This window comes from Candidatus Flexifilum breve, assembly GCF_016713355.1.
The window spans coordinates 62,185-84,558 of the sequence record NZ_JADJPI010000015.1; the positions used below are offsets into that span (position 1 = coordinate 62,185).

The following is a 22,374-nucleotide window of genomic DNA, read 5'->3' on the forward strand; positions in this document are numbered from 1 at the left end:
TGTTTGTCTGCCACTACCCTTCATTGTAAACCTGAATCAGCCCCCGCTCTGCGCGACGGCCTGCCCACCCGTGAAAGCAAGTTCCGCCAGCACCGGATAGTGATCCGAACCGCCGTGATCGCCCAAGGTGTACGCTTGGACAGCCTCCCAGTGGGCATCGTAAAACACGTAGTCGATGCGGATAATCGGCGGCAGCCAGCGTAAACGGTGGGCAAAACGCGTGAAGTTGGGGAAGGTCGCGCCGAAACCTGTCCCACTGACGCGGAAGGCATCGCCATAGCGGGCGGCGATGCGCGCATAATCGTCGGTTTGATCGGTGATGTTGAAATCGCCCACCGAGCAGCAGCGGATCGGTGACCTGCGCGGCGCGGTCGAGCGCGTAGCTGATCTCCTGACTGCGCAGCGCCGACTCAAGGCCAAACAGGCGCGCCGCGGGCGCAACGGGATGCACATTCAATACGGTGATCGTCGTGCCGGCGGCCAGCGCGATGCGAGTCTGCTGCCCGCCGAGGACAATCTGATCGAGATACACGTCGTCGAGAATGGGATACTTGCTCAGCAAGCCGACGCCGCGCGCATAGTTGTCGGTGGGATGCAGCGCGTGATAGGGATACAAATCTGCGAGTTCACGCTGAAAGCGCAGGGCAACTGGCGAGAGTAATTCTTGCAGTGCGACGATGTGGGCATCGGCTGCGCGGATCACATCGGCTGTGTGTTCGGCATCCTCCACCACCGAGCCGAGATTATAGGTCAGCACGCGCAGGTGCGGCGCCTCAACGGACGCGGCGGGGTTAGGCAGCAGCAAGGGGCTGTACTGAACGGTGAAGAGGATCACAGCGGGCGCATAAATCAATGACCAGCGCCAGCGCCGCAGCACCAGCAGGATCGGCACCGCGATGAAGAGCGGCAGCAGCGGGTTAGGCATGAGACTGTTCGCCAGTTCGACCAGCGACCAGCGCTCACCGATGATCAAGCGGGCGAGCACGTACCCCGCCGTGAGCCCGCCGTAGAGCAGGCAGAGCATGCTCACAATCCAACTCGTTGACTTCAATCCCCGTTTCCAAACCGCCATGCGCGCTCCCAAGAATGATTGACCGCTTTTTATACACAGTCCGGGCGCGTAAGGCGCACAGATCGTCAAACGTCCTTGGCTGAACGGGCGAATCTGCTTGCTCCGAAAACCGCACAGACGTTTCAAACTGTGGTATACTTGAGCCGTTCTGAACCCTGTTGGAAAGGGGCAGTTTGATGGTTGTACGTCATACGCCCGTGTTGACTTCACCGTTTGTTGGTCGCCAATCCGAACTGGTCGAGATCGCGCAGATCCTCACGCAGCCCGCCACTCGTTTGATCACGCTCGTCGGCGCGGGCGGAGTCGGTAAGACACGCCTTGCGCTCGAAACCGCGGCGGCGCAGCTTGAGCATTTCCCCGATGGCGCGTACTTTGTGCCGCTCCAAGCCCTCTGCCCGACCGACTCCGTCATGCTGGCGGTCGGTGAGGCGCTGCGCTTTCAGTTCTTCGCCGGGGGCGACCCGATTGACCAACTCAGCGAGTATCTGCACACCAAGACGCTGCTGCTCATCCTCGACAACGCCGAGCATCTGCTCGACGAACTGGCGGTGATCAGCGATTTACTGGCGCGTGCTCCGCACATCAAAGTCCTCGTCACGTCGCGCGAACGCCTGAATCTGGTCGAAGAATGGGTGTACGAGGTCGGCGGGCTGACGTTTCCGCCGGGTGACGATGGCGTCAGCGGGGATGACTATGGCGCGGTGCAGTTGTTCGTGCAGAACGCGCGGCGCGTGCAGCCCGCCTTCTCGGTCACTGACGAGCAAGCGGCGATTAATCGCATTTGCGCGTTGGTGCAGGGCATGCCGTTGGCGCTCGAACTGGCGTCCGCGTGGACGCGCGTGCTGAGCTGTGCGGAGATCGCGACCGAGATCGAGCGCGGCCTCGACATCCTGCAAACGTCAGCGCGCAATGTGCCAGAGCGCCATCGCAGCATGCGCGCCGTTCTGGATCAGTCGTGGGAGCGGCTCACCGCGGGTGAACAGGCCGTGCTGCGCAAGCTGGCACTGTTTCGCGGCGGCTTCACGCGGGAGGCCGCCGCCATGATCGCCGACGCCTCGCTCCACGCGCTCTCCGCGCTGGTCGACAAATCATGGTTGTATCGCAGCGCCGCGACCGGGCGCTATGACCTGCACGAGCTCGTGCGCCAATTTGCTGCTGAACGCCTTGCTGACTCCGGCGAAACGGAGACGCTCAGCCGGACGTACGCGACCTTCTACGCGGAACTGGTGGCGCGCTGCGAAGCGGGCATCAAGCGCGGCGGTCAGTCGGCAGCACTGGCGGAACTGGAACGCGACTTCGAGAATATCCGCGCGGCGTGGGCTTGGGCGGTCGCCCAGCGGGCGATCAGCGTGCTCCACCCGATGCTGGAAGCGATCAACTTCTTCTGCGATATGCGCGCGCGTTTTCACGAAGGCGAAGCGCTGTTCCGCGCTGCCGCCGATCAGTTCGCCGCGTTGGATCTGGTGCTGTTCTACCGCGCGCGTGCCCGCCGCACCCGCATGATCATGCTCGGTCTGCTCGATGATTCCTACCTGAGCGCTCCCGTCGTGCAGGAGATGGAAGAGGCGGTGCGCTTCTTCCGTGACCACAACGATCCGCGCGAACTGAGCTTCGCGCTGTACATGCTCGGCATGGTGCAAAGCGAACACTGTGCCTCTCCGAAGGCGACCGCTGCTTTCCGTGAAAGCTATGACATTGCCAGTGAACTCAATGACCAGTTCTACAGCGCCGAACTGCTAACCTGGCTCGCCGTGATCGAAGAGAGTCTCAGCAGCGCGCTGCCGCTGCATCAGCAAGCCGTCGCCATTCAGCGTGAGATCGGCGATGTGAACGGCCTCGCGTGGAATCTGCTGCATTTGTCGCGAATCGCGTTCTGGGAGCGGCGTTCCAGCGCGGCGGAAGCGTATGCGGCGGAAGCCGAAGCGATTCAGCGCGAACGCGGCGACCTGAAAGGGCTCGCGTGGAGCATGTTGATCGGCAGCGAACGGGCGTTTCAACAGGGACGCTTTGCCGAAGCCCAAAGCCGGGCGGTGGAAGCCGAACGCATTGCGGATCGGCTGGCGCTGCCCTCCAACACCCAGGCCACGCTGGCATGGAGCGGTCTGCTGCAAATCGTCACCGAGACCGATTACGCGGAGGGGGAACGTCGCTGTCGGCAGGCGTTGGCGATCCACGCGCCGCAGGATTGGGGGATCGGCGACGCGCGCCTGCATGCGACGATCGGTCTGATCCTCGCCGCGCATCACGCGGGCGATCAGGCTGCAGCGCGTGATCACTATAAGACCTTGGTGGAACTGCTGGATGCCCTCGGAGTATATGTGACGATGGAGCGGTTCCCCGCGCTGGCCGTGCTGGGCGGTTTGCTGCTCGCCGGGGCGGGGCACGACGAGCGCGCCGCCGAAGTGCTGGCCGCCCTACATCGTTTGCCGCGCGTGCAGGATGATTGGGTGTTGTCGTGGCTGGGTCAAATCCGGCTGCTGGAACGCACGCAGACCGAGATCGCCGCGCGGTTGGGCGCAGACCGGTTCGCGGATGCGTGGGAACGCGGCCTGCACCTGTCGCCGGACGCGCTGCTGCCGGATCTGTGCGCCCTCCCCACGACTTTGCAGAGTGAACCGCTCGACTCAGCGCTGGCCGAGTCCGCGCCGCCGCCCAACCCCGACGCGCTGACCGACCGGGAACGCGAAGTCCTCGGCCTGCTGGCGGACGGCCTTTCCAACCGCGAGATCGCCGCGCGGCTGGTGCTGGCGCTCGGCACGGTCAAATGGTACATCAGCGTGATCTATTCCAAGCTCGGCGTGACGCGGCGCACGCAGGCCATTGCCCGCGCCCGCGAGCTGAAGCTGGTCGCGTAAAGGGGGTTGGGTCAGGGTGACCCAACCCCCTGCCTCCGTAAAACCCATCTTTCAGCAGGTGACCCGCCCCCGGTTGGACTCGTATCCTATGAGTGTAAGTGTGATCAAGGAGCGAGTATCATGCATTACGATGGACGCGAAACCCCCGCCGGTGCCGTGCAGCAGTTGTTCAAGGCCTTGAGCGCCGAAATGCAGGAACACAAGCCGCTGGCCGGACTGCGCAGCCTGTTCCAGAGCGCACCGCAGCGCGACGAGGACGATTGTGTGTCGCCGTGCCCGGAGATGGAATTGAGCCCGCGCTAACCTGCGCAGATGAATTTGGTGTTGATCGCCGGGGCGTACGGACATGCGCCCCGGTTTCCCTCGCACATTGGTGTTCGGGCAAGGCGTCGGCCTGTAGCGGGTCGGAGCGCAAGGCGGAGACCGATCCTTGCCTGGGAGGGGAGCCAGCCCCCCTCCCGCTGGGAGGGGGGCGTTTAACGCACTCTAAACCACTTCGCGCTTCACATACCAACTGGCCGCCCAGGAATTCCGCGGAATTCGGCCGTTTGTGTTTACTTGACCGTTGCTTGAAGCTTCTGCACCAGTTCGATCTGTTCCGGCGAGAGGTTCTCCGGCACGGTGATGAGGATGCGCGCATACAAATCGCCGAATTTGTCCGGCTGTTTGAGGTTGGGCATGCCCTTACCGCCGAGGCGAAACTTCTTCCCCGACTGGGTACCCGCCGGAATTTTCAGGCGCAGCGCCCGCGCCAGCGTTGGGATTTCGACTTCGCCGCCAAGCAGCGCCGTGAACATATCCGTTTTGACCTCGACGGTCAGGTTGTCACCATCGCGTGTGAACTGCGCATCGGGTTCCACCTGCACGATCAGATACAGATCGCCCGGTTTGCCGCCATTGATCCCCGGTTCGCCTTCCCCAGAGAGGCGCACGCGCGTGCCATCGGTCGCGCCCGCCGGAATCTTCACGCGGATCGAGCGCTCGCCGATGGTGACATGGCGCGCTGTGCCTTCATAGGCTTCTTTCAGCGAGATGGTGACGGGCTGCTCATAGTCCTGCCCTTTGCTGCTGCGCGCGGTCGCGCCGCCCATGGAACCGAACGGGTCAAAGCCGCCGCGCTGCTGGCCGGCACCAGCGGAACGCCCGCGCCCGCCGAAGATCGACCCGATGAGATCGCTGAGATCGCCCATGTCGACATTCTGCGTGTAGGAGGAATAGCCGCCGGGCGCGCCGCTCGCCCCGCCAAACCCCTGCGGATTAGCCGTCCCGAAGCGATCATACATCTTGCGCTTTTCGGGATCACTGAGCACCTCGTTCGCCTCGTTGACCTCTTTGAAGCGGGCTTCCGCCTGCGGATCATTCGGGTTGGCGTCCGGGTGATATTTCTTCGCCATGCGGCGAAACGCTTTTTTGATGTCATCATCGCTGGCGTCGCGTTTCACGCCGAGGATGTCGTAGTAGTTCTTCGCCATAGTCATCTGATTTCTAACACTAAACCACACGGTCGGGCGGGACGAGAGTCGGTCTGCTGCCTTCCCGCCTGATCCACCTACCCTCAATGGTAAGGCGGTCGTGGAGGGGAGTCAACAATCTATCAGGGTTTCTTACACAGATTTTATGCAGTCTTTTGCACGAGGATGTAATCGGCGACCTGATGCCCAATCAGCCGGTTTTCGCCGTTGATCCGCGCCGTGATCGGCCCGTCAAATGGGTCAATCGCGACGATTTCGAGCGGTGAATCCAGTGTGAAACCGCGGTCAAGGATGTGCTGGAGCATGTCAGGATCGCTCGTTTTGAGCTGCGCGACCGTCGCCGTGTCGCCCATTTCCAGGGCCGAGAGGGGCATCAGATTACGGACCGGGATCATTAACCCTTCAGCCGTGGGGATCGGGTCGCCGTGCGGGTCGAAACCGGGATCGCCGAGTTTACGCGCGATGGCGTCGATGAAATGCTCGGAGACGGCGTGTTCCAGCGCTTCGGCTTCCGCGTGGACTTCATGCAGCTCGTAGCCGAGTTCGCGCACGAGGTAGAGCTCGATCAAGCGGTGGCGGCGGATGACGTTGAGTGCGATCTTCACGCCCTTCGGCGTCAGCAGGACGCCCTGATACTTCTGGTAGTCGACGAGTTCCAGCGCCACAAGCCGCTGCGCCATGTCGGTGACCGACGGCGCGGTGATGTTGAGCACATCGCGGAGCGTATTGGTCGAGACGCGCTCTTCACCCTTTTGCAGGGTGTAGACCGCCTTGAGAAAGTTCTCAACCGATTCGGATTGTGGGCTTTTCGTCATCGCGCTTTCCAACCAGTTTCGTCGATAGCGTGATTCTAGCACAAACTTTTCCGTGTCCCTATAATCGCCTCGTAAATTCTTGTTAATGGCTAACTGTATTCCTACACGCCTATGTCGATAATCGTTGGATTGAATTGGCAGCATATTGTCCGCAGTTGACATACTTGCAGAGGATGCTTCATGGATCGCGTAACCGAAATTAACTTTAAGCACGATCAACTGCGGGCGCTGCTGACGCAGCGCGGCGCGGATACGCTGTGGATTCAGAAGACGCACAACATTTCGTGGATCACGGCAGGCGCCAACCCGGCCATTCCCCTTGATAACCCGACCGCGCCCTACAGCGTGATCGTCACGGCGGACAAGCGCACCATCCTCGCCTATAACATCGAACTGCCACGCATCCAGGCCGAAGATCGCTTTGAGGATTTCGGCTTCGACTACGCGCCGATGCGCTGGTACGACAAGCAGATTCCGCCCATGCCCAACATGATCACCGACCTAGATGGCACAGTGGATGGCGACCTGCAAAAGCTGCGCTGGAAGCTGACCGAAGGCGAGCAGGTGCGCTTGCGCGCGCTCGGCGCGGACGCCGCCGCCGCCATCGAAGGCGCGGTGCAGACGACGCGCCCCGGCGACAGCGAGTGGCAGATCGCCGCGCGGCTCGATGCGGCCTGCCGCGAAAGCGGCGGTAACGCCATTGTCAATCTGGTGGCAACCGACGAACGCATTGAACGCTACCGTCACCCGTATGTGACCAACAAACGCTTGGAGCGCTATGTGCTGATCGCCGTGGTGATGCGGCGCGGCGGCTTAATGGTGTCGGCGACGCGCTTAGCCTATCACGGTCAAATTCCGTCCAAGCTGTTGGAGAAAGCCCGCAAAGTCGCGACCATCGACGCCCAGGTGATGGTCGCATCGCAGCCGGGGCGCACGCTCGGCACCGTCTTCGCGGATTTGCAGCGTGCGTATGCGGAGGTCGGCGAAGCGGAGCAGTGGCAGAACCATCATCAGGGCGGCTTGACCGCCTATCGTCCGCGCGAGGTGATCGTCACCCCCGGCAACTCGACCGTGATCGAAGCGGGCAATGTGTGCGCGTGGAATCCGTCGATTGTCGGCTGCAAGTCTGAGGACACCATTCTGATCGGGGAAAATGGCTTCGAAATCGTCAGCGCGGCCTCGCCTGCCTTTCCGCACATCGATGTGCGCGTCGGCGCTCAGGTGGTGCGGCGACCGGGGATCTTGGAGCTTTGACCTCACCCCGTTTCGCTGCGCTCAACTGCCCCTCTCCAAAGGGCGAGGGGCAAGGGCGTGTTCCCTCCGCGTGGAGGGACGCAATGGGGGGCCGGGGGCGGAGGGGACCAGGGTGGGGTTACTGGTGCAACTGCGCTGCGATCTCCAGAGTCGGCGCGGTGATGACCACGCTCGAACCGTCGCTCTCGGCATACAGGCACAGCACCTCGGCGGCGTTCGACCAGCACCCAGCTTGCGCTTCTCCGCCGAACCGCGACTCGGCGTAAGCGGCGTAAAGATCATGGAATTCCGGCGCATCCTCGGGCGTATCCCACACGATCTTCAGCCACGAGGCGACTTGATCGCCGTTGGTGAATACAAGGAAGCGATCCCCACCCCACCCCGCCGCCGCGCGGTTTGCCCGCGAAGGCGCCAGTTCCGAGTCAACCTGTTCACGGATGTAAAACTCGCCAAGCGTCACATCCCACGCTTGCGTCCAGTCCGCGCCGGGTGTCGGCGGCGCGTCGCCCAACTCCACCGGGATCGCGGGTTCGCTGCTGGCGTATTTCTCCGGGTGCAGAATCTGTTCGCTGGTCTGCGGCGGTGCCGCGTACGCCGCATCGACCGCTGCCCAACCGCCCTCGTTATAGAGTTCGCTGACGAACGCCGCGCCCTCTTCATACGGGAAGGTGAGTTCGCGCACGAGGATCGACGGAATGCCGGGCGGCAGGAACAGCGTCCCCGAGGCCAGCCCCTCGCTCAGGATAGCCAACGCGGCCATCGGGTTGCGTTCCGCAACCGCCTGCGTGTAGAACGTCATGCTGACCGTGGCGTCGCCTTCCACCAGCGAGCGAATCGCCAACGCGCGGTCGGGCTGATTGTTGAGTTCGGCGGGCAGCAGCGCGGCGAGGTCGAAGTGCTGATCCTGCAGCGCGTGCGTGAACTCGTGCACATAGGTGATCTGCTCGGTGAGCGAGAGCGAATCGCCGGGCGTCTCGCCAATCATCGGGATGACGTTCATCGTTTTGGCATCGGGGTCATAGAACCCGGCGACCTGACTGCTCAGAAGTGTGAGGTACAGCTCGCGCAGATCGATGTCCGGCGTGAAGAAGCCTAGGGCGCGGTAGAAGGCTTCGGCGCGCTCCGCATCTTCGACCGGGAGATCGCGCTCGTATACGGCGCGCAGGTATTCGATGGTTTCCGTGCGCGTCGGAAACACCCGCTCGACGGGTTCAAGCTGGGGCAAACCGCGGATTGTCTGGGTAATCGCTTCCAGCGCGACGAGCTGTTCTTCCAGCGCCGGATCCACTTCATCCTGCGCCTGCACCATGCCCACCAGCAGGAGCAGTGTGACAATCATCAGCAAAGTCTTAGGCATCTAGTCACCTCGTTCCATTTCTCCGCGTCATTATAGGCCTCGGTCATATGTTCTTGACAACATTCACACAATTTTCTGAAAAACGTTAATGGTTTTTCCTGCGGCGCGGATCTATATTTAGAGCATCACTAGCAATTGTAATTTTGCGGAGCTGTGAACTCATGTCCTTACAGAATGGCGAAGAACGACGCGATCCGTTTTCTGATTTTATCAACGAATCGCTGGATATGGACGGCGTGGATGGTCTCGACGTCGAAACCATTACCGCTCTCATGCGCCATCTGCTGAAAAATCTGCCTGCTGAATCCATCACCACGCTCTGGGCAGATAAGTTGGACACACTTCAGGAAATCGTGCGGGCACGGCTGAACATGAAAATGGTCATGAGCGCGGTCAGAGATGAACCGAGCTTTGGCAATGCCGATCCCCAGGAAATCGAAGTCCTGATCACATTGACGGCGACACTGGCGTTCGTGTGCTACAACGAGCTGATGGAACAATACGATCTCGATGAACGGCGCGGCAAGGATGACACCCTGCTGGCCAAGCGCCTGCGCGCGATGCTCAAAGCATCGCTCGGTTGGGTGCGCAAGGCCGCCAAAGAGGGCGACACGGTCGCCGACAAGCTGCTGCAGGAAGCGGACGAACTCCTCGACGTGTCCGACCGCCTCGAATAACCTCGCCCTCACGGAAGAGCGATCCAGTCGGATCGCTCTTTTTATTTCCCCTCATCGATCTGCAAAAACTTCGGGTTGGCGATCTCCAGCGCTTCGCGCACAGTCGCCTGCAAGTGGGCGAACAGCGCCGCCGAGTCGTCGTCATAGTCTCCGGCGCGAATGCGCCCGCACAGGGCGGCATTCCGCATGCGGAGCGCGGCCTCTGCTTCGGTCGGACTGGCCGGGATCGGCTGGGCTTCCCCTTCCAGTTGATCGAGCCGCCGCCATTCCGCTTGCAGGTGACTCCAACCGGAGATCAGTTCGCGCTCGGCGACGCGCAGCACGTTGACCGCCACCAGCGTTTGAAAATACAGCTTGGCATCACCTTTAAGCGCCGGGATGACGTTCGTTTCGAGGTGCAGCCGCGCGGCCTCGATCAGTTCTTCGAGCGTGGGCCGGTCATTCATACCTGCGCCTCCATGTGCGCGATCAAGCGGAGCATCTCGTGCTGCATCTCGGCGGAGCGGCGGCCCAGACTCGCCAGTTCCACGCTCGGATCGCGCCCGGAGAGGTGGCGGTTCGCCTGTGCCAGACAAATCACGCCCCAGCGAATGTTGCCGAGGAGTTCCCAGAAGTCGACGGCGGCGTGGTCCACGGTACGCCCGCTGTAGCGCTCATAGGCTTGCAGGAACGGTTCGCGGTCGCCAATGCCGCCCATGCGCTTGTCGATCACGCCGAAGCGCCAGTCACGCATGCACAGGTAGCCGAGTTCTTCGTCGGGGTCACCCCAATGCGCGAACTCCCAGTCAGCGACGGCGGCGAGTCCCTGCGCATCCACGATCAGGTTGCCGATGCGAAAATCACCGTGCACAAACGTGAGCGCGTCGCAGGTCGGCGCGTGGCGTTCTGCCCAGCGCAGCGCGTACTCGAACGCGGGATTGCTCACGTTGAGGCGGTCGAGGATTTCGTAGGTCTCGCGAATCGCTTCCCGCGCGGGCGAGTCGGACGGACGGCGCAAAAACTCCAGCGCCGAGGCGTCGAGGCGATGGATGCGCGCGAGCTGCTCCGCCATGTGATCGGGCAGTTGGGCGCGCGCCGCCGCCAGTTCGGGCAGCGTCACCACCTTGCGCCCGATGGCGATCCCGTCCACGAAATCCATGAGGAAGAACGCGCCATCAAGCACGTCGGGATCGGCGCATACGAAGCGGGGACGCGCGACTTTGACGCCCACGGCATAGGCGGTCTGCATCAGGCGGAATTCCTGCTCCCGGGTGAGCGCGCCTTCGTGCATCGATGTGGGCAGATCACGCCGCAGCACGAGGCGTTCCTGACCACTGCCGATGCGCGCGTCGATCAGCCACATGTCACGCGACGCGCCGCCCGCCAGCATGGTCACGTTATCGATGCTGACATCAACGCCCATCTCATGAGCGAGAAAGTCAGCGAGCCGAGCCCGGAAGGTTTCTAGTTGGAGTGGCGTCATAATGGTAAACTAGAGATCGTTAAAATATGACTTTCAGGGTACATCGTTCGCCCGGTTCGCGCAAATGAATCTTGTTATAGAGGCAGGCTAATTATGGATTTTACGACTCCGCCCCATGTGCATGACATCGTGCGCCGTGTCACCCACTTCGTCAACGCGGAAGTCATCCCGCTAGAAGTTCACGCCGCTGACACCAGCGATGGGCTCCCCGCCCCGATGCTCGCCGACCTGCGCGCCAAAGCGAAAACCGCTGGTTTGTGGGCGCCGCAGCTCCCAACGGAACTCGGCGGCATGGGCTTGTCATTGAGCGAGATCGTCCCAGTGTTCGAAGCGGCGGGGCGCAGCCACCTCGGCCCGCTGGCGCTCAACTGCTCCGCGCCCGATGAGGGCAACATGCATCTACTGCATATGTTCGCCAATGAGGAGCAGCGCGAACGCTACCTCAAGCCGCTGGCCGCGGGCGACATCTACTCTGGCTTCGCCATGACCGAACCGCACCCCGGCGCGGGCAGCGACCCCAACATGCTGCGCACCAGTGCCGCACGCGACGGCAACGACTGGATCATCAACGGGCATAAGTGGTGGACGAGCGGCGGTGACGGCGCGGCCTTCCTGCTGATTATGGCGCGCACGAACCCCGATGTGGCGACGAGCAAAGGCGCGACGATCTTCATTGCGCCCGCGGATACGCCGGGCATTGAAGTCGTGCGCCGCATCCCGATCATGGGCTTCGACGATTTAGGCGGGCACGCCGAGATCAAGTTTCATGAGTTGCGCCTACCCCAGAGCGCAATCCTCGGTCAGGAAGGCGACGGTTTCGCGCTCACGCAGGCGCGGCTCGGCCCGGCGCGCCTCACGCACTGCATGCGCTGGACAGGGATCGCGCAGCGCGCGTTGGAGATCGCCACCCATTACGCCAATATGCGCGAAGCGTTCGGCAAGCACCTGACGGAACACCAGTCGATTCAGTGGATGCTGGCCGACTCTGCCATCGAGCTGCACGCCGGGCGGCTGATGATTCAACAGGCGGCGTGGCTGCTCGAAAACGGTGATCAAGCGCGGCAGGAAGCCTCAATGTGCAAGGTGTTCGTCGCGGAGACGGTCAACCGCGTCATCGATCGCGCCATTCAGATTTGCGGCGGGTTGGGCATCTCGCGCGATCTGCCGCTCAGCAAGTGGTATGAGGCGGCGCGCGCCTTCCGCATCTACGACGGCGCGAGCGAAGTGCATCGGATGGTCGTCGCGCGGCGCGTCATCAGGGCGTACGGGGATTAGCCTTCTTCATCCATGTAATCCTCTTCCCGCGGCAAGCGGCGGTCGTACTGCGCCACGCCGACCTTGAGCAGCAGCACGAACAGCCCGGTGATCGCCAGCGCCAGCACATCGGACATATTGACTGTCGTCGAAAACACGACGATGAACCAGGCAATGGCCAGCACGGCGAGGAACAGCACGAAATAACGCGTGAGGTCGTAGCGGCGAAAGATGAGCGGGCGCCCATTGACGAACATCACCACGCCGCCGATCAGCAGCCCGATCAGCAGCCCGTCGATGCCGCCTGTGAGCGCGCGGCGCGGCAGATCAAAGCGCTGGCTCTCTGCGGTCAGCGGCGTGATCGTGTTGTAGAGACCGTACAGCACCATGCCGATCAGTGCGCCAAACTGCACGCTGATCAGGTCGATGCGGATGAAGCGCCACAGCAGTGGTCCAAACAGGACATAAAACAAACCGGGCACGCCGACTACGACCAGCGTCACGACCAACCCGCTGAGAATTTGCGTGTTGACCATGGCATCATGCCGCCACGCCAGCTCCCGCAGCCCGAAAAACCCGCTGACGGCGAACACCGCTGCGATCATCAGCGTCACCACTTGAATCAGGCGGTAGATCGGGCTGCATCCACTCACTTACGCACCACTTCCCACGCCAGATGATTGATCTCCGGCAGAATCAGCTTTTCCAGCGCGACCTGCACAGCATTGGGGCTGCCCGGCGTCGAAAACACCAGCGTCTTCTTATACACGCCCGCCGTCGCGCGGCTCAACATGGCCGCCGCACCCACTTCCTGATAGCTCAACATGCGGAAGAGTTCGCCAAAGCCGGGGAGCGTCTTTTCGAGCATGCGGCTGATCACGTCAAAAGTCGTGTCGCGCGGGCTGATGCCCGTGCCACCATTGAACAGAATCAGGCGGACGTCGGGCAGCGTGACCAGTTCATTGAGCGCTGCCGCCACTTGATCCGGCTCATCTTTGATGAGGCGATACGCGGCGACCACGTGCCCGAGTTCGGTCATGCGCCGCTCAATGTATTTGCGGTTCTCATCCGTTTCCGGCGTGCGCGTGTCGCTCACCGTGACGATGGCAATGGTCACCGGGCCGTGTCCGGCCTTCTCGCGATGTTCGGCTGTTCCCATGCTGACCTCCTCGCGTAGGGACGCGCAACGGCGCGTCCAATATTTTGCCGAATCACAGCGGACGCCCCGTTGGGCGTCCCTACTGTGATTCGCGTTACTGTACGTTAAACGTCACCTGATACGGCTGCTGCACGTAGTTGCCGTCGAGGCCGACGACCACCAATTGCAGCGAGTACTGCCCCGGCTGCAAGCGATCACCGGGGAACAGCTCGAGCTGACCGTTGACCACGCTGTTCGGGTGGACTTCGCCGAGCGTCACCCAACTGCTGCCGAACTGCCCGCCGCTGAGTTCCAGCTTGTAATACGAGGCTTGATCGGCGCTGAACTGGGCCGTGCCGATAATCGGCACACTGCCGCTGACCGTCTGGCCGGGCGCGGGCGAACTGATGAAGGCCGTGAGCACCGTCGGGTTGCCCGCCGCATTGAGCAGATCGGGCGTACAGGCGATAGTCGGCAGGAAGGCGATCCCCTGCGAGCGGGCGTACTGCTCGGCGCGAGCGGCATCGTCTGGGAATGGCGGCGGCGCGATGAACAACTGCTCGCGGGCGGCGGGCGCACTGCCTTGCAGTTCGACCGGCACCTGACAGTAGGCGGGCGCGGGCGGCGCGGCCTGCCCCGGCGCGACCTGGAACTGAATCAGGTTGGCAATGTCGGGCGGGAGCGGCGAAACGAGCACGCGATAGATATCCGGCTCGACTTCGCGCAGCCACGGCCCAGCGGCTGGCGGCTGATCGCTGGGCGCTTGAGTCGCGGGTGGGTAATCCAATCCTTGACCATTCCAGCGGGCGGCAGGCGTATCGAACATCCACTCGTTGATGCGCTGACTGCAATCCAGCGCCGGGTCGGTCAGGCGCACGGAGCACAGCGATTGCAGGTTGACCCCCGGCGGCTGATCGAGGCGGTCGGCTTGCAGTGCATTATCCACGCCGAACTCGTTGAGCAGCGCATTATCGTTGTAAATCGAGGTGATGACCTGATTCCAGATCGGCGCAGCTCCGGTCAGGCCGGTCGTGTTGATCATCGGTTCGCCGCGGGTATTGCCCACCCACACGCCGACGGCGGCGTTACGCGTGAAACCAACCGTCCAGTTATCGCGGAAGTTGTCGGTCGTCCCCGTCTTGACCGACGAGCCGATGCTCCCCGTATAGAGCGAGCTCTGCGCGCCCATCGCGGGCTGGCGGGCGGCTTCGTCGGCGAGGATATCGCTGATGATGTAGGCGATGCGCGGATCGAGCACCTGCGTGCCATAGCCTTCGCGGAACTGGGTCGCCGGGGTGACGTTGCCACCCGCGCAGCCCTGTTCGTACTGGTAAATGATGTTGTCATCGCGGTCAATGATGCACAGGATCGACGTGGTCGGTACGTACACGCCCCCATTGGCGAACACGCCGTAGGCGCGCGTCAGTTCCAGCAGGGTGATGTCACCGCCGCCGAGCGTGAGCGAAATACCGTACTGGCTGGCATCGCTGCCGAGACTTTCTACGCCAAAGCGCGCCATGATTTCGAGCAGCGACGGCACGCCGACCGAGCGGAGCGTTTGCAGCGCCGGGATGTTGTAGCTGTTGGCGAGCGCGGCGCGCATGCGCACCGGGCCGTGGAACGTCCGGTCATAGTTGACGGGCTGGTAGTCGCCTTCGACGAACTGCGTATCCCAGATGATGTCGCCGGGCGTCATCATGCCCTGTTCCAGTGCGGAGGCATAGGTGAAGGGTTTCATGGTGCTGCCGGGCTGACGCGGCGAAATGGTGACGTTCACACGCCCGTCGATGTTGTCGTTGTTGTAGTCGACGCTGCCGACCATCGCCATAATCTGCCCGGTGGTCGGCTGGATGGCGAGCACGGCGGCATTGCCCACGTTCTGATTGACCAACCCGCTGATCTGGCTGCGGGCGGCCTGCTGCGCGAGATCGTTCAGTTCGAGGTCGACGGTGGTATACACGCGCAGACCACCGCGGGCGACTTCTTCCGGCGAATAGCCGAGCTGCCCCATCAAATCTTCGAGTTCCTGCCGCGCGTACACGGTGAAGTGCGGCGCGCGCAGGGGCACGTCCTGCGGTTCGGCAAAGGTCAGCCCGGCGGCCAGTGTTTGATCGCGCAGGTCGTCGCTGATGTAACCGACTTCGACCATACGATCCAGCACCACGCGCCAGCGATCCAGCACGGCGGCCTGCACTTCTGGGTCAGGATTGAGCGGATCGAGGTTGGCGGGCGCTTGGGGCAGCCCCGCGAGCAGCGCCGCCTCGCCAAGCGTCAACTCGCTGACATCCTTGCCGAAAATGACCTGTGACGCGGCTTGCGCGCCATAGGCGAGATTCCCGTAGTAGATCTCGTTCAGGTACATTTCGAGCACTTCCTGCTTGCTCATCCGGCGCGAGAGCAGGAAGGCGAGCAGAATTTCTTCGACTTTGCGCTGTACGCTGCGCTCGGCGCGGTACTCGGCGTCGAACAGCACGTTGCGCACCAACTGCTGCGTGATCGTACTGCCGCCCGTGCCTTGATCACCCACGCCGATATATTGCAAGAAAGCGCGGGTCGTCGCCTGCACTTCAAAGCCGGGGTTCGACCAGAACGAGTCGTCTTCGGTGGCGACGGTCGCGTTGATCAGGTCTTGCGGGAAATTGGAATAGGCGACATTCGTGCGCCGCCCCTCATTGAAGACTTCGTAGAGCAGCGCACCATCGCGATCATAATAGAATGTGCTCTGGAAGTTCCGGTAATCGTCGACCTGCTCGATCTGCGCGTTGAGTTGTTCTTCCAGGCGCGTGCCGAGCGTCGCCGTGAGCACAATGGTGAGCAGCGTCAAGCCGCCGCAGAAGGTCAGCACCACGCCCGCGAAGATCATCAGACAACCGGGCGAACAGCCGAGGAAGCCTTTGCGCTTACGTACCGGGTTGCGCGGCGGCAGACCGGGCTGCATGGCGGGCGGGTAGCCGCCCTGTGGGTTGGTCGGCGCGGCGGGTGGCGGCACGGGGATCGTCGGCTGCTGCTGGGGCGACTGCGGTTGGGTGACGCGCTGCGGCTGCGGTCGCTGCTGCGCGGGACGGCGGCTTTCCCCCGGCACATGGACCATCGTGTGCTCAAAGGGGACAATGTGCGGCATCGTCGCGCCTTCCCCGAACATATCCGGCGTATCGTCATCTTTCACGGGCGGCTCATCCTTCTTCACAAAATCGGGGTTGGGGTCAAAGCCCGCGCTCCCCGGCAGGGTCCTGGGATTCAGCCGCGCTTCCGGTTCGTCTTCCGGCAGCGGCAGAGTAGGTTTTTCGTGCAGGTCGACGGCGGGATCAAGGTCGGTCGTTTGGGCGCTGTGGATGTCCTCGTCGGGCGTGGACATCGTGTGGTCGCCCCCCTCCGACATCATGTAGTCGCCCGACAAATAACCTTGGTCGGGTTCATGCTCGTCTTCCGGCAGGCGTGGGGTATCGGGCATGCTGCGCTCCGTTACATCTCAGGAATTTACGCTCATTGTAGCAGAAAACGAGCATGCACCGGAGGGCGCGCCAGGTGACCATGGGGTGACAGCAGGGTAAGCGCAGAACGGTGGTTTTGTGGGGAAATTCGTAGTCTTTCGATCTTCTTCCCTCGATAGAATATAATCGTTTTATGAATGCGCGGTCGTCCAGCTCGACGTGGTCGCCCTCAGCGTTGCAAACTAGTGCTGTTCCTGATAGTTCGGGATTCTTTATGTCAAACCATTCACAAGGACTGCGCAAGCAGATCGCCGCGGCCAATGCAGCTCCGGCCGAAGCTGTCGAAAAGATGATCGCCGAAAGTCTGACGCAAGATGGCGAATTTCACTCCATACTCAACGGTGAAATGCTCGGTTTTGTGCTGCGCAAAGTGTTCTATACGCTGGTCGCGGAACAGAAAGTCGCGCAGTTCGAACTGCCCATTGTCCATAACGTCTCGGAGATGAACGTCGCCATCGTCGGGCACGAAGCCCGCATCGCGGCGACCGTCCATATCCACCAGCCGATTATCGCCTTCATCAAGTTCCGCTATACCCTCGAAAATGACCCCAAAACCCCGAAGCTTCTACGCTTGAAAAACAACAAGCTTGACGTGGAAGAAGTCACCCGTGCCTTTGACGTGCCCGCGAAAGTCGCGCTCAAAGTGCTCGGCGTGGAGAAGATCGCGCGCAACGAGTTGAGCAATCCGAACGCGATCATCGCGCGGACCCTGCCGCCGCAGCTCCAACCGCACGGCTTCGGCGGGAAGATCGAGCGCGTCGAGTTGGAGTTCACCGCCGACGACAGCCTCGAAGTGCTGCTGGCCTGCTGAGACGGCGGCGCGCGCTCTGCATCGATCACAATCGCCCCTTAGTGTAGAGGGCAGATGTCCTGGTCTGCCCTCCAGTTTAGTAATCGAGCCAGGGTAGGGACGCCCAACGGGGCGTCCGCCGGATTGTGGGCAGAGCGGACGCGCCGTTGCGCGTCCCTACACAATCTGTTCTCCCTCAAACCAGCGCCTCAACGGTTCCCGAAGCTAAAACTGTCCCATCCTCAACAAACAGGGAGAGGGAATAACACACTTTTGCTGCCTCCCCTGTGCGAATTGAGGGATTGGAGCCAACCGTGTTCGCCGAACTGCCCCTCTCAGTTCCTGAGTAATTGCTGAACCTTCACACTCAATTACAATTCATCTGACGTTATAACCATTGATATAATTCAGCTTTTCAGTACACTGATGCGAACAACTAAGACGAGGATAGGTAGAGTCGTGAAAAAGCTCATTCTCTGCGGGCTGCTGCTCGTACTGGCAACCAGCGTATGGGCGCAGGCCACGCCCTATGAAGTCACGGGCGACCGCCGCATCAACGTGCGCACCGAGCCCAGCACCACCGCCTCCGTACTCACCCAGTTCGCCCCCGGCGACCAGGTCGAGGTGACGGGCGAAGTCGACGGCGACGCGGTAAACGGCAGTCCCCTCTGGTATGCGCTGAACATCAGCGGCGTGACCGGGTATGTGCACAACTCACTGCTCCGTCCGGTCGAAAGCGTCGAAAGCACCGAAGTCGTCGCGGCGGTTGCCCGTCCTGCGACCGCGGTCGAACCGAATCGCGGTGTGCCCGCGAATCCCAACGCCGACACCCGCGCCCGCGCGGTGCTGCGCTACCTCAACGGCTTGACCGACCGCCCGGATAACCGGGTGCTTTCCGGGCAGTTTGGCGCGTATGGTGACGGCACCAGCGCGGTCACCGCCACCGAACAACTGCAGCTCATCTTTGAGGCGTCTGGGCAGTATCCCGCGCTGACCGGCATGGACTATCAGCGCTGGGACATGCAGCATGCGAACAACTTCAGCGAGCCGAACGGCTTCCTGATCGACGCGTGGAACGCGGGCAGCCTGGTGAACATCAGCTGGCACGCCAACAACCCGTGGACCAATGGCGCCTCGACCGATTGGGAAGATACGCGCACCGAGGATCCGTGGGACACGTACCCGGTCAGCGAACTGCTCGAAGCGGGCAACCCGGCGGCGCGGCAGTGGCGCGCCATGCTCGCCAACATCGCCGACGGCCTGCAGGCGCTTGAAGATGCGAACGTCGTCGTGATCTGGCGTCCGCTGCACGAGATGAACGGCGGGTGGGCGTGGTGGCATCTTCAGGAACCCGACGAATTCATCGCCCTGTGGCGCGACATGTTCGACTATTTCACCTATGACCGCGGGCTGGATAATCTGCTGTGGGCGTACACGCCCATGATGAAGGGGCATCCGGACGGACCGTCTCCTATCGTGTTTTACCCCGGCGCGGCCTACGTCGACCTTGTCGGGCTGGACAAATATATGGAACTGGACGAAGACCCGCTCGACCTGAATGGCTACGGCGAATACGACGGCATCCTCACCCTCGATAAGCCCGTCGGCCTGTTCGAATTTGGCCCGCTGCCCGCCTCTGGCGCGGGTTGGGACTCATTCGAATATGACTACGCCAACCTGATCCGCGATATTCGCGAGCTATACCCGGAAGTGGTGCTGTTTCAGGCGTGGGAATACGTCTGGCAGATTGGTCGCCATGCCAATGCCGCCGGGCTGATGCGCGACCCGTGGGTGATCACGCGCGGCGAACTGCCGAACTTCTAGAAGACAGAAAGATCTAACGCAAAGGCGCAAAGGCGGTAAGACGCAAAGTGTAAAACACGAACGCGATTCCTTGCGTTCCTACACCTTAAGAACCTTTTTTGCGCCTTTGCGCTTTAGCGTCTTTGCGTTGAGTCTTTTTATTTTGCTCTCCGTGCGTGCTAAAATGGCGCGCATGATGAGAAAAGCACTGCTTCTTGCCTTGATATTTCTGATCGCCGTGCCCCTGTACGCGCAGGATGGCGCGGGCGATCTGCTCAACCGGGTGAATGCGCTGCGGGCGTCGGTGGGTCGCGCGGGCTACAGCTTGAATGGCGCCCTCTCCGCGGCGGCACAGCAGCAAGCCCAGTGGATGATCGACACAGGCAGCGTCAGCCACACGCACCCGGATGGCTCCGGGCCGCGCACGCGCGCCCAAAATGCTGGATATCCCTCCAATGCGATCAGCGAAAACATCTACGCCGGGTCGAATGCCTCGGTCGACAGCGCGTGGACCTTCTGGATCAATTCCGGCATCCACTACGCCGGGCTGGTCAACCCGGCCTATACCGAAGTCGGCATCGGCATCGCCGCCGGTGACTGGGGCCGCGCCTATGTCATGGTCTTCGGCAACCCCAATGGCTATGGCTATGCCGCCGCGGCTCCCGCGGTGTCGGCGGGCAGCGGCGGCGGCTCGGGCAGCAGTTCCGGCGGGGGTTCCGGCGCCGTCGCGCCGCCCTCGTTCGTCGTGGGGACGGACGAACGCGGCAATATTCAACATCAAGTGCAGCCCGGCGACACGCTCGGCGATATCGCGCTGATTTACGGCTACACGTGGGCGGACTTGCCGCGCATGATGGAGCTCAACGGCATGGCGGATGTGCGCGACCTCGAAGTCGGCTCGATCTTCTTGGTGCCGCCGCACGCCGGGACGTACACGCCAACCGTCGATCCCAATACGCCGACGCCCGCGCCCACCGCCACCCCGCTTCCGCCAACGATCACGCCGTTCTCGCTGCCCACGGCCACGCCGACCGCCATTCCTATGATCCCGACCGCGGGCCTGGACATCACGCCGCCCGTCGAAGTCGTGCAGGTGCTCGACGCGCCCACACCGGAGATCGTGCAACCGCTGGCCGCCGCGCCCGCGCCCCAACCGCGCAATAACAACACCATGTGGCTGGTGATCGCGCTGGGCGTGCAGGTCGTGGTGCTGGTCGGCGCCGGAGCCGAGTTCTTACTGCGGAGGTCACGCCGCCGATGATGACCATTCGCCGTTACGCGCGCGCGTTCTTCGGCGCGCTGAAACTCACGCTGCGCGGAGAGACGATCCAGCCAGCCATCGATCCGCACCCTAACCTGACGGCATGGTGGCAGTCGACTATCCGCTTGACGGATGCCGCGTTCGCCAGTGCTGACAACCATGGATTTCCAAAATCCAGACGTGAGACTTTAGTACTACGCATTGAGGGGCGTGACGTGTCCATGGAAACGATCCTTAAGACGGTGCGTTTCCATGCGGATCAGGAGTTTCCGGTGCTGATGCGGCAGGGCGACAATTTCGGCTATTTGACCATGCAGGCGACCGTGATGAACGACCGTTTTCTCGTGGATAAGCTCGCCCACGCGGCAACGCTGCCGGACGAAATCAAGGCGGCGGTTGCTTCGATCACCGCCCACCTCGATCTGCTCCCGCGCAAAGACCATTTGTGAAATAGTTAGGAAAATTTGACAAATCCAAAAACATCTTAATGCTTCCCCAAAAGGATGTGTGCTAATCTAATGACATGCTGCATTTGCAGATTATCATCCTTTATTGAGGAGCTTATCATGCTGTATCAACCCCGTGAAGAAGGCCAAGGCCTCGTCGAATACGCGCTCATCCTGGTTCTCGTCGCTGTTGTCGTCATCGTGATCCTCGCCCTGCTCGGGCCGGCGATCGGCAACATCTTCTCGAACATCGTCAACACGCTCTAGTCAGCTCACTCAGCAGCTGAGGGCCGCCCGGTTAACCCCGGGCGGCTCTTTTTTTGCCTGTTGACTGCTTGATACCCCAAACAAAAAGGACGAGGTTAGCCTCGTCCTTGCAAGCTTGCTGCGTTGACAGGTTATTCGAGGCCGAGCGCGACCGAAGCGCGGTTGCACAGGTTGACGCCGCCCGAGGTGTACCACGTATTGAGCATTTCGCTCGACGACAGCCCCTGCTGCGCATCCGCATAAATGCCCGTACCGTAGATGTAGTAGCGCTGGGTCTCGTTCGCCCAGTTATCGAACGCCCGGCTGATGACCGACGGACCACCGTTGTAGCAGGCCATCGCCAGCCCGGTGTCGCCGTTCGCGTAACCGAGACATTCGTTGAGGAAGTTCGCGCCGCGCATGGCGTTGGTATCCGGGTCGAGCATGTCTTCGCCCGCGGAGAAGTGGAACGGCATCACCTGAAACAGCCCCTGCGCGCCCGCATGGCTGCTCACAGTGTCATAACCGCACGATTCAATTTGCATCACTGTGGCCAGCAAGTTGGGATCAAGCCCATACTGCTGCGCCCAGCGTTGAATATCCGAACTCCAGTGCCGGACTTCTTTCGTAAACATCGGCGCGATCACATTCGCGCCCACGCCCGCTGGAGCCACATAGACTGTTTCGATCCCCGTGACGTGCGGCACAGCGCTCATCACTCGGTTGACAACACCAAACGTGGAGGCCAGTGCATTCGGCAGCAAAATCGCTAAGACGAACGCAATGATGATCCATCCCGGCAGGTAGCGCAGCCATCCGGCGCGCGACTGGGGCTTCGTTTTCGGCTTCTGCGGTGACTTTTTCACCGCTTTGTGCGCGTACGGTTTAGTCTGAACTGCCATTCACCATCTCTGTTTATGGAACACTCTGATTCTACAACACGCACCCTGAACTTTTGCGTAAAAGATGTGTAAAACCCGC

At 61.8% G+C, this 22,374-nt stretch carries 20 protein-coding genes; 10 read left to right on the forward strand and 10 right to left on the reverse strand.

Features of this window, described 5'->3' with window-relative positions; all coding sequences use genetic code 11:
- Positions 1–13: 13 nt before the first annotated feature.
- The gene (locus IPK17_RS14660) at positions 14–1,024 is read right to left on the reverse strand and encodes an endonuclease/exonuclease/phosphatase family protein (RefSeq protein WP_502748804.1); all 1,011 of its coding nucleotides are present in this window, start codon (positions 1,022–1,024) and stop codon (positions 14–16) included.
- A gap of 224 nt (positions 1,025–1,248) precedes the next feature.
- On the opposite strand from IPK17_RS14660, the gene IPK17_RS14665 reads away from it, so the two are divergent.
- Both IPK17_RS14665 and IPK17_RS14670 read left to right on the forward strand, forming a co-directional pair.
- Positions 1,249–3,927, forward strand: a complete 2,679-nt coding sequence (locus tag IPK17_RS14665) for a LuxR C-terminal-related transcriptional regulator (protein WP_343418439.1) — start codon at positions 1,249–1,251, stop codon at positions 3,925–3,927.
- Positions 3,928–4,047: 120 nt separating this feature from the next.
- Positions 4,048–4,230, forward strand: coding sequence for a hypothetical protein (locus IPK17_RS14670; protein ID WP_343418440.1), 183 nt, complete (start codon positions 4,048–4,050; stop codon positions 4,228–4,230).
- Positions 4,231–4,481: 251 nt separating this feature from the next.
- Here the strand turns inward: IPK17_RS14670 and IPK17_RS14675 are convergent, their stop codons facing one another.
- Positions 4,482–5,399, reverse strand: coding sequence for a DnaJ C-terminal domain-containing protein (locus IPK17_RS14675; RefSeq protein WP_343418441.1), 918 nt, complete (start codon positions 5,397–5,399; stop codon positions 4,482–4,484).
- 143 nt (positions 5,400–5,542) lie between these two features.
- Positions 5,543–6,214: a metal-dependent transcriptional regulator gene (locus IPK17_RS14680; RefSeq protein WP_343418442.1), complete on the reverse strand. Its 672-nt coding sequence runs from the start codon at positions 6,212–6,214 to the stop codon at positions 5,543–5,545.
- A 180-nt stretch (positions 6,215–6,394) separates the two neighbouring features.
- Between IPK17_RS14680 and IPK17_RS14685 the strand changes: the two genes are divergently transcribed.
- Positions 6,395–7,468 (forward strand): M24 family metallopeptidase, encoded by a 1,074-nt coding sequence (locus tag IPK17_RS14685; protein WP_343418443.1) that lies wholly within the window; start codon positions 6,395–6,397, stop codon positions 7,466–7,468.
- A gap of 118 nt (positions 7,469–7,586) precedes the next feature.
- On the opposite strand, the gene IPK17_RS14690 is transcribed toward IPK17_RS14685, so the two are convergent.
- Positions 7,587–8,825 (reverse strand): hypothetical protein, encoded by a 1,239-nt coding sequence (locus IPK17_RS14690; protein ID WP_343418444.1) that lies wholly within the window; start codon positions 8,823–8,825, stop codon positions 7,587–7,589.
- A 161-nt stretch (positions 8,826–8,986) separates the two neighbouring features.
- On the opposite strand from IPK17_RS14690, the gene IPK17_RS14695 reads away from it, so the two are divergent.
- Positions 8,987–9,502 (forward strand): hypothetical protein, encoded by a 516-nt coding sequence (locus IPK17_RS14695; RefSeq protein WP_343418445.1) that lies wholly within the window; start codon positions 8,987–8,989, stop codon positions 9,500–9,502.
- A 41-nt stretch (positions 9,503–9,543) separates the two neighbouring features.
- Here IPK17_RS14695 and IPK17_RS14700 read toward each other — a convergent pair whose 3' ends face one another.
- Positions 9,544–9,948 carry a DUF6285 domain-containing protein gene (locus IPK17_RS14700; RefSeq protein WP_343418446.1) on the reverse strand — a complete coding sequence of 135 codons (405 nt, stop codon included), beginning with the start codon at positions 9,946–9,948 and terminating at the stop codon, positions 9,544–9,546.
- The gene (locus IPK17_RS14705) at positions 9,945–10,904 is read right to left on the reverse strand and encodes a phosphotransferase family protein (protein ID WP_343418447.1); all 960 of its coding nucleotides are present in this window, start codon (positions 10,902–10,904) and stop codon (positions 9,945–9,947) included. The genes IPK17_RS14700 and IPK17_RS14705 overlap by 4 nt, the downstream gene beginning before the upstream one ends.
- 153 nt (positions 10,905–11,057) lie before the next feature.
- On the opposite strand from IPK17_RS14705, the gene IPK17_RS14710 reads away from it, so the two are divergent.
- Complete coding sequence (locus IPK17_RS14710; protein ID WP_343418448.1) at positions 11,058–12,239, forward strand: acyl-CoA dehydrogenase family protein; 1,182 nt, start codon at positions 11,058–11,060, stop codon at positions 12,237–12,239.
- Here IPK17_RS14710 and IPK17_RS14715 read toward each other — a convergent pair.
- The 3 genes from IPK17_RS14715 to IPK17_RS14725 all read right to left on the reverse strand — a co-directional run bounded on the left by IPK17_RS14715 (position 12,236) and on the right by IPK17_RS14725 (position 16,807).
- A complete protein-coding gene (locus IPK17_RS14715; protein ID WP_343418449.1) occupies positions 12,236–12,871 on the reverse strand; it encodes a hypothetical protein in 636 nt (211 codons plus the stop codon). The genes IPK17_RS14710 and IPK17_RS14715 overlap by 4 nt on opposite strands.
- Positions 12,868–13,377 carry a MogA/MoaB family molybdenum cofactor biosynthesis protein gene (locus IPK17_RS14720; protein WP_343418450.1) on the reverse strand — a complete coding sequence of 170 codons (510 nt, stop codon included), beginning with the start codon at positions 13,375–13,377 and terminating at the stop codon, positions 12,868–12,870. The genes IPK17_RS14715 and IPK17_RS14720 overlap by 4 nt, the downstream gene beginning before the upstream one ends.
- Positions 13,378–13,471: 94 nt before the next feature.
- Positions 13,472–16,807, reverse strand: a complete 3,336-nt coding sequence (locus tag IPK17_RS14725) for a transglycosylase domain-containing protein (RefSeq protein ID WP_343418451.1) — start codon at positions 16,805–16,807, stop codon at positions 13,472–13,474.
- A gap of 254 nt (positions 16,808–17,061) precedes the next feature.
- On the opposite strand from IPK17_RS14725, the gene IPK17_RS14730 reads away from it, so the two are divergent.
- The 5 genes from IPK17_RS14730 to IPK17_RS14750 all read left to right on the forward strand — a co-directional run bounded on the left by IPK17_RS14730 (position 17,062) and on the right by IPK17_RS14750 (position 21,414).
- On the forward strand, positions 17,062–17,658 hold the full coding sequence (locus IPK17_RS14730; RefSeq protein ID WP_343418452.1) for a hypothetical protein: 597 nt from the start codon (positions 17,062–17,064) through the stop codon (positions 17,656–17,658).
- 438 nt (positions 17,659–18,096) lie between these two features.
- The gene (locus IPK17_RS14735; protein ID WP_343418453.1) at positions 18,097–19,461 is read left to right on the forward strand and encodes a glycosyl hydrolase; all 1,365 of its coding nucleotides are present in this window, start codon (positions 18,097–18,099) and stop codon (positions 19,459–19,461) included.
- A gap of 172 nt (positions 19,462–19,633) precedes the next feature.
- The gene (locus IPK17_RS14740; RefSeq protein WP_343418454.1) at positions 19,634–20,701 is read left to right on the forward strand and encodes a CAP domain-containing protein; all 1,068 of its coding nucleotides are present in this window, start codon (positions 19,634–19,636) and stop codon (positions 20,699–20,701) included.
- Positions 20,698–21,150 (forward strand): hypothetical protein, encoded by a 453-nt coding sequence (locus tag IPK17_RS14745; protein ID WP_343418455.1) that lies wholly within the window; start codon positions 20,698–20,700, stop codon positions 21,148–21,150. The genes IPK17_RS14740 and IPK17_RS14745 overlap by 4 nt, the downstream gene beginning before the upstream one ends.
- 117 nt (positions 21,151–21,267) lie before the next feature.
- Entirely contained in the window at positions 21,268–21,414 is a 147-nt protein-coding gene (locus IPK17_RS14750; protein WP_343418456.1) for a Flp family type IVb pilin, read from the forward strand.
- A 131-nt stretch (positions 21,415–21,545) separates the two neighbouring features.
- Here the strand turns inward: IPK17_RS14750 and IPK17_RS14755 are convergent, their stop codons facing one another.
- Positions 21,546–22,295, reverse strand: a complete 750-nt coding sequence (locus IPK17_RS14755) for a lytic transglycosylase domain-containing protein (RefSeq protein ID WP_343418457.1) — start codon at positions 22,293–22,295, stop codon at positions 21,546–21,548.
- Positions 22,296–22,374: the final 79 nt, after the last annotated feature.

Coding starts and splice junctions, on each gene's coding strand:
- IPK17_RS14680 (WP_343418442.1), bottom strand. CDS start 6,214: ATGACGAAAAGCCCACAATCCGAATCGGTTGAGAACTTTCTCAAGGCG.
- IPK17_RS14690 (WP_343418444.1), bottom strand. CDS start 8,825: ATGCCTAAGACTTTGCTGATGATTGTCACACTGCTCCTGCTGGTGGGC.
- IPK17_RS14740 (WP_343418454.1), top strand. CDS start 19,634: ATGATGAGAAAAGCACTGCTTCTTGCCTTGATATTTCTGATCGCCGTG.
- IPK17_RS14685 (WP_343418443.1), top strand. CDS start 6,395: ATGGATCGCGTAACCGAAATTAACTTTAAGCACGATCAACTGCGGGCG.
- IPK17_RS14700 (WP_343418446.1), bottom strand. CDS start 9,948: ATGAATGACCGGCCCACGCTCGAAGAACTGATCGAGGCCGCGCGGCTG.
- IPK17_RS14755 (WP_343418457.1), bottom strand. CDS start 22,295: ATGGCAGTTCAGACTAAACCGTACGCGCACAAAGCGGTGAAAAAGTCA.
- IPK17_RS14710 (WP_343418448.1), top strand. CDS start 11,058: ATGGATTTTACGACTCCGCCCCATGTGCATGACATCGTGCGCCGTGTC.
- IPK17_RS14730 (WP_343418452.1), top strand. CDS start 17,062: ATGTCAAACCATTCACAAGGACTGCGCAAGCAGATCGCCGCGGCCAAT.
- IPK17_RS14745 (WP_343418455.1), top strand. CDS start 20,698: ATGATGACCATTCGCCGTTACGCGCGCGCGTTCTTCGGCGCGCTGAAA.
- IPK17_RS14725 (WP_343418451.1), bottom strand. CDS start 16,807: ATGCCCGATACCCCACGCCTGCCGGAAGACGAGCATGAACCCGACCAA.
- IPK17_RS14720 (WP_343418450.1), bottom strand. CDS start 13,377: ATGGGAACAGCCGAACATCGCGAGAAGGCCGGACACGGCCCGGTGACC.
- IPK17_RS14665 (WP_343418439.1), top strand. CDS start 1,249: ATGGTTGTACGTCATACGCCCGTGTTGACTTCACCGTTTGTTGGTCGC.
- IPK17_RS14695 (WP_343418445.1), top strand. CDS start 8,987: ATGTCCTTACAGAATGGCGAAGAACGACGCGATCCGTTTTCTGATTTT.
- IPK17_RS14660 (WP_502748804.1), bottom strand. CDS start 1,024: ATGCTCTGCCTGCTCTACGGCGGGCTCACGGCGGGGTACGTGCTCGCC.
- IPK17_RS14705 (WP_343418447.1), bottom strand. CDS start 10,904: ATGGGCGTTGATGTCAGCATCGATAACGTGACCATGCTGGCGGGCGGC.
- IPK17_RS14670 (WP_343418440.1), top strand. CDS start 4,048: ATGCATTACGATGGACGCGAAACCCCCGCCGGTGCCGTGCAGCAGTTG.
- IPK17_RS14750 (WP_343418456.1), top strand. CDS start 21,268: ATGCTGTATCAACCCCGTGAAGAAGGCCAAGGCCTCGTCGAATACGCG.
- IPK17_RS14675 (WP_343418441.1), bottom strand. CDS start 5,399: ATGGCGAAGAACTACTACGACATCCTCGGCGTGAAACGCGACGCCAGC.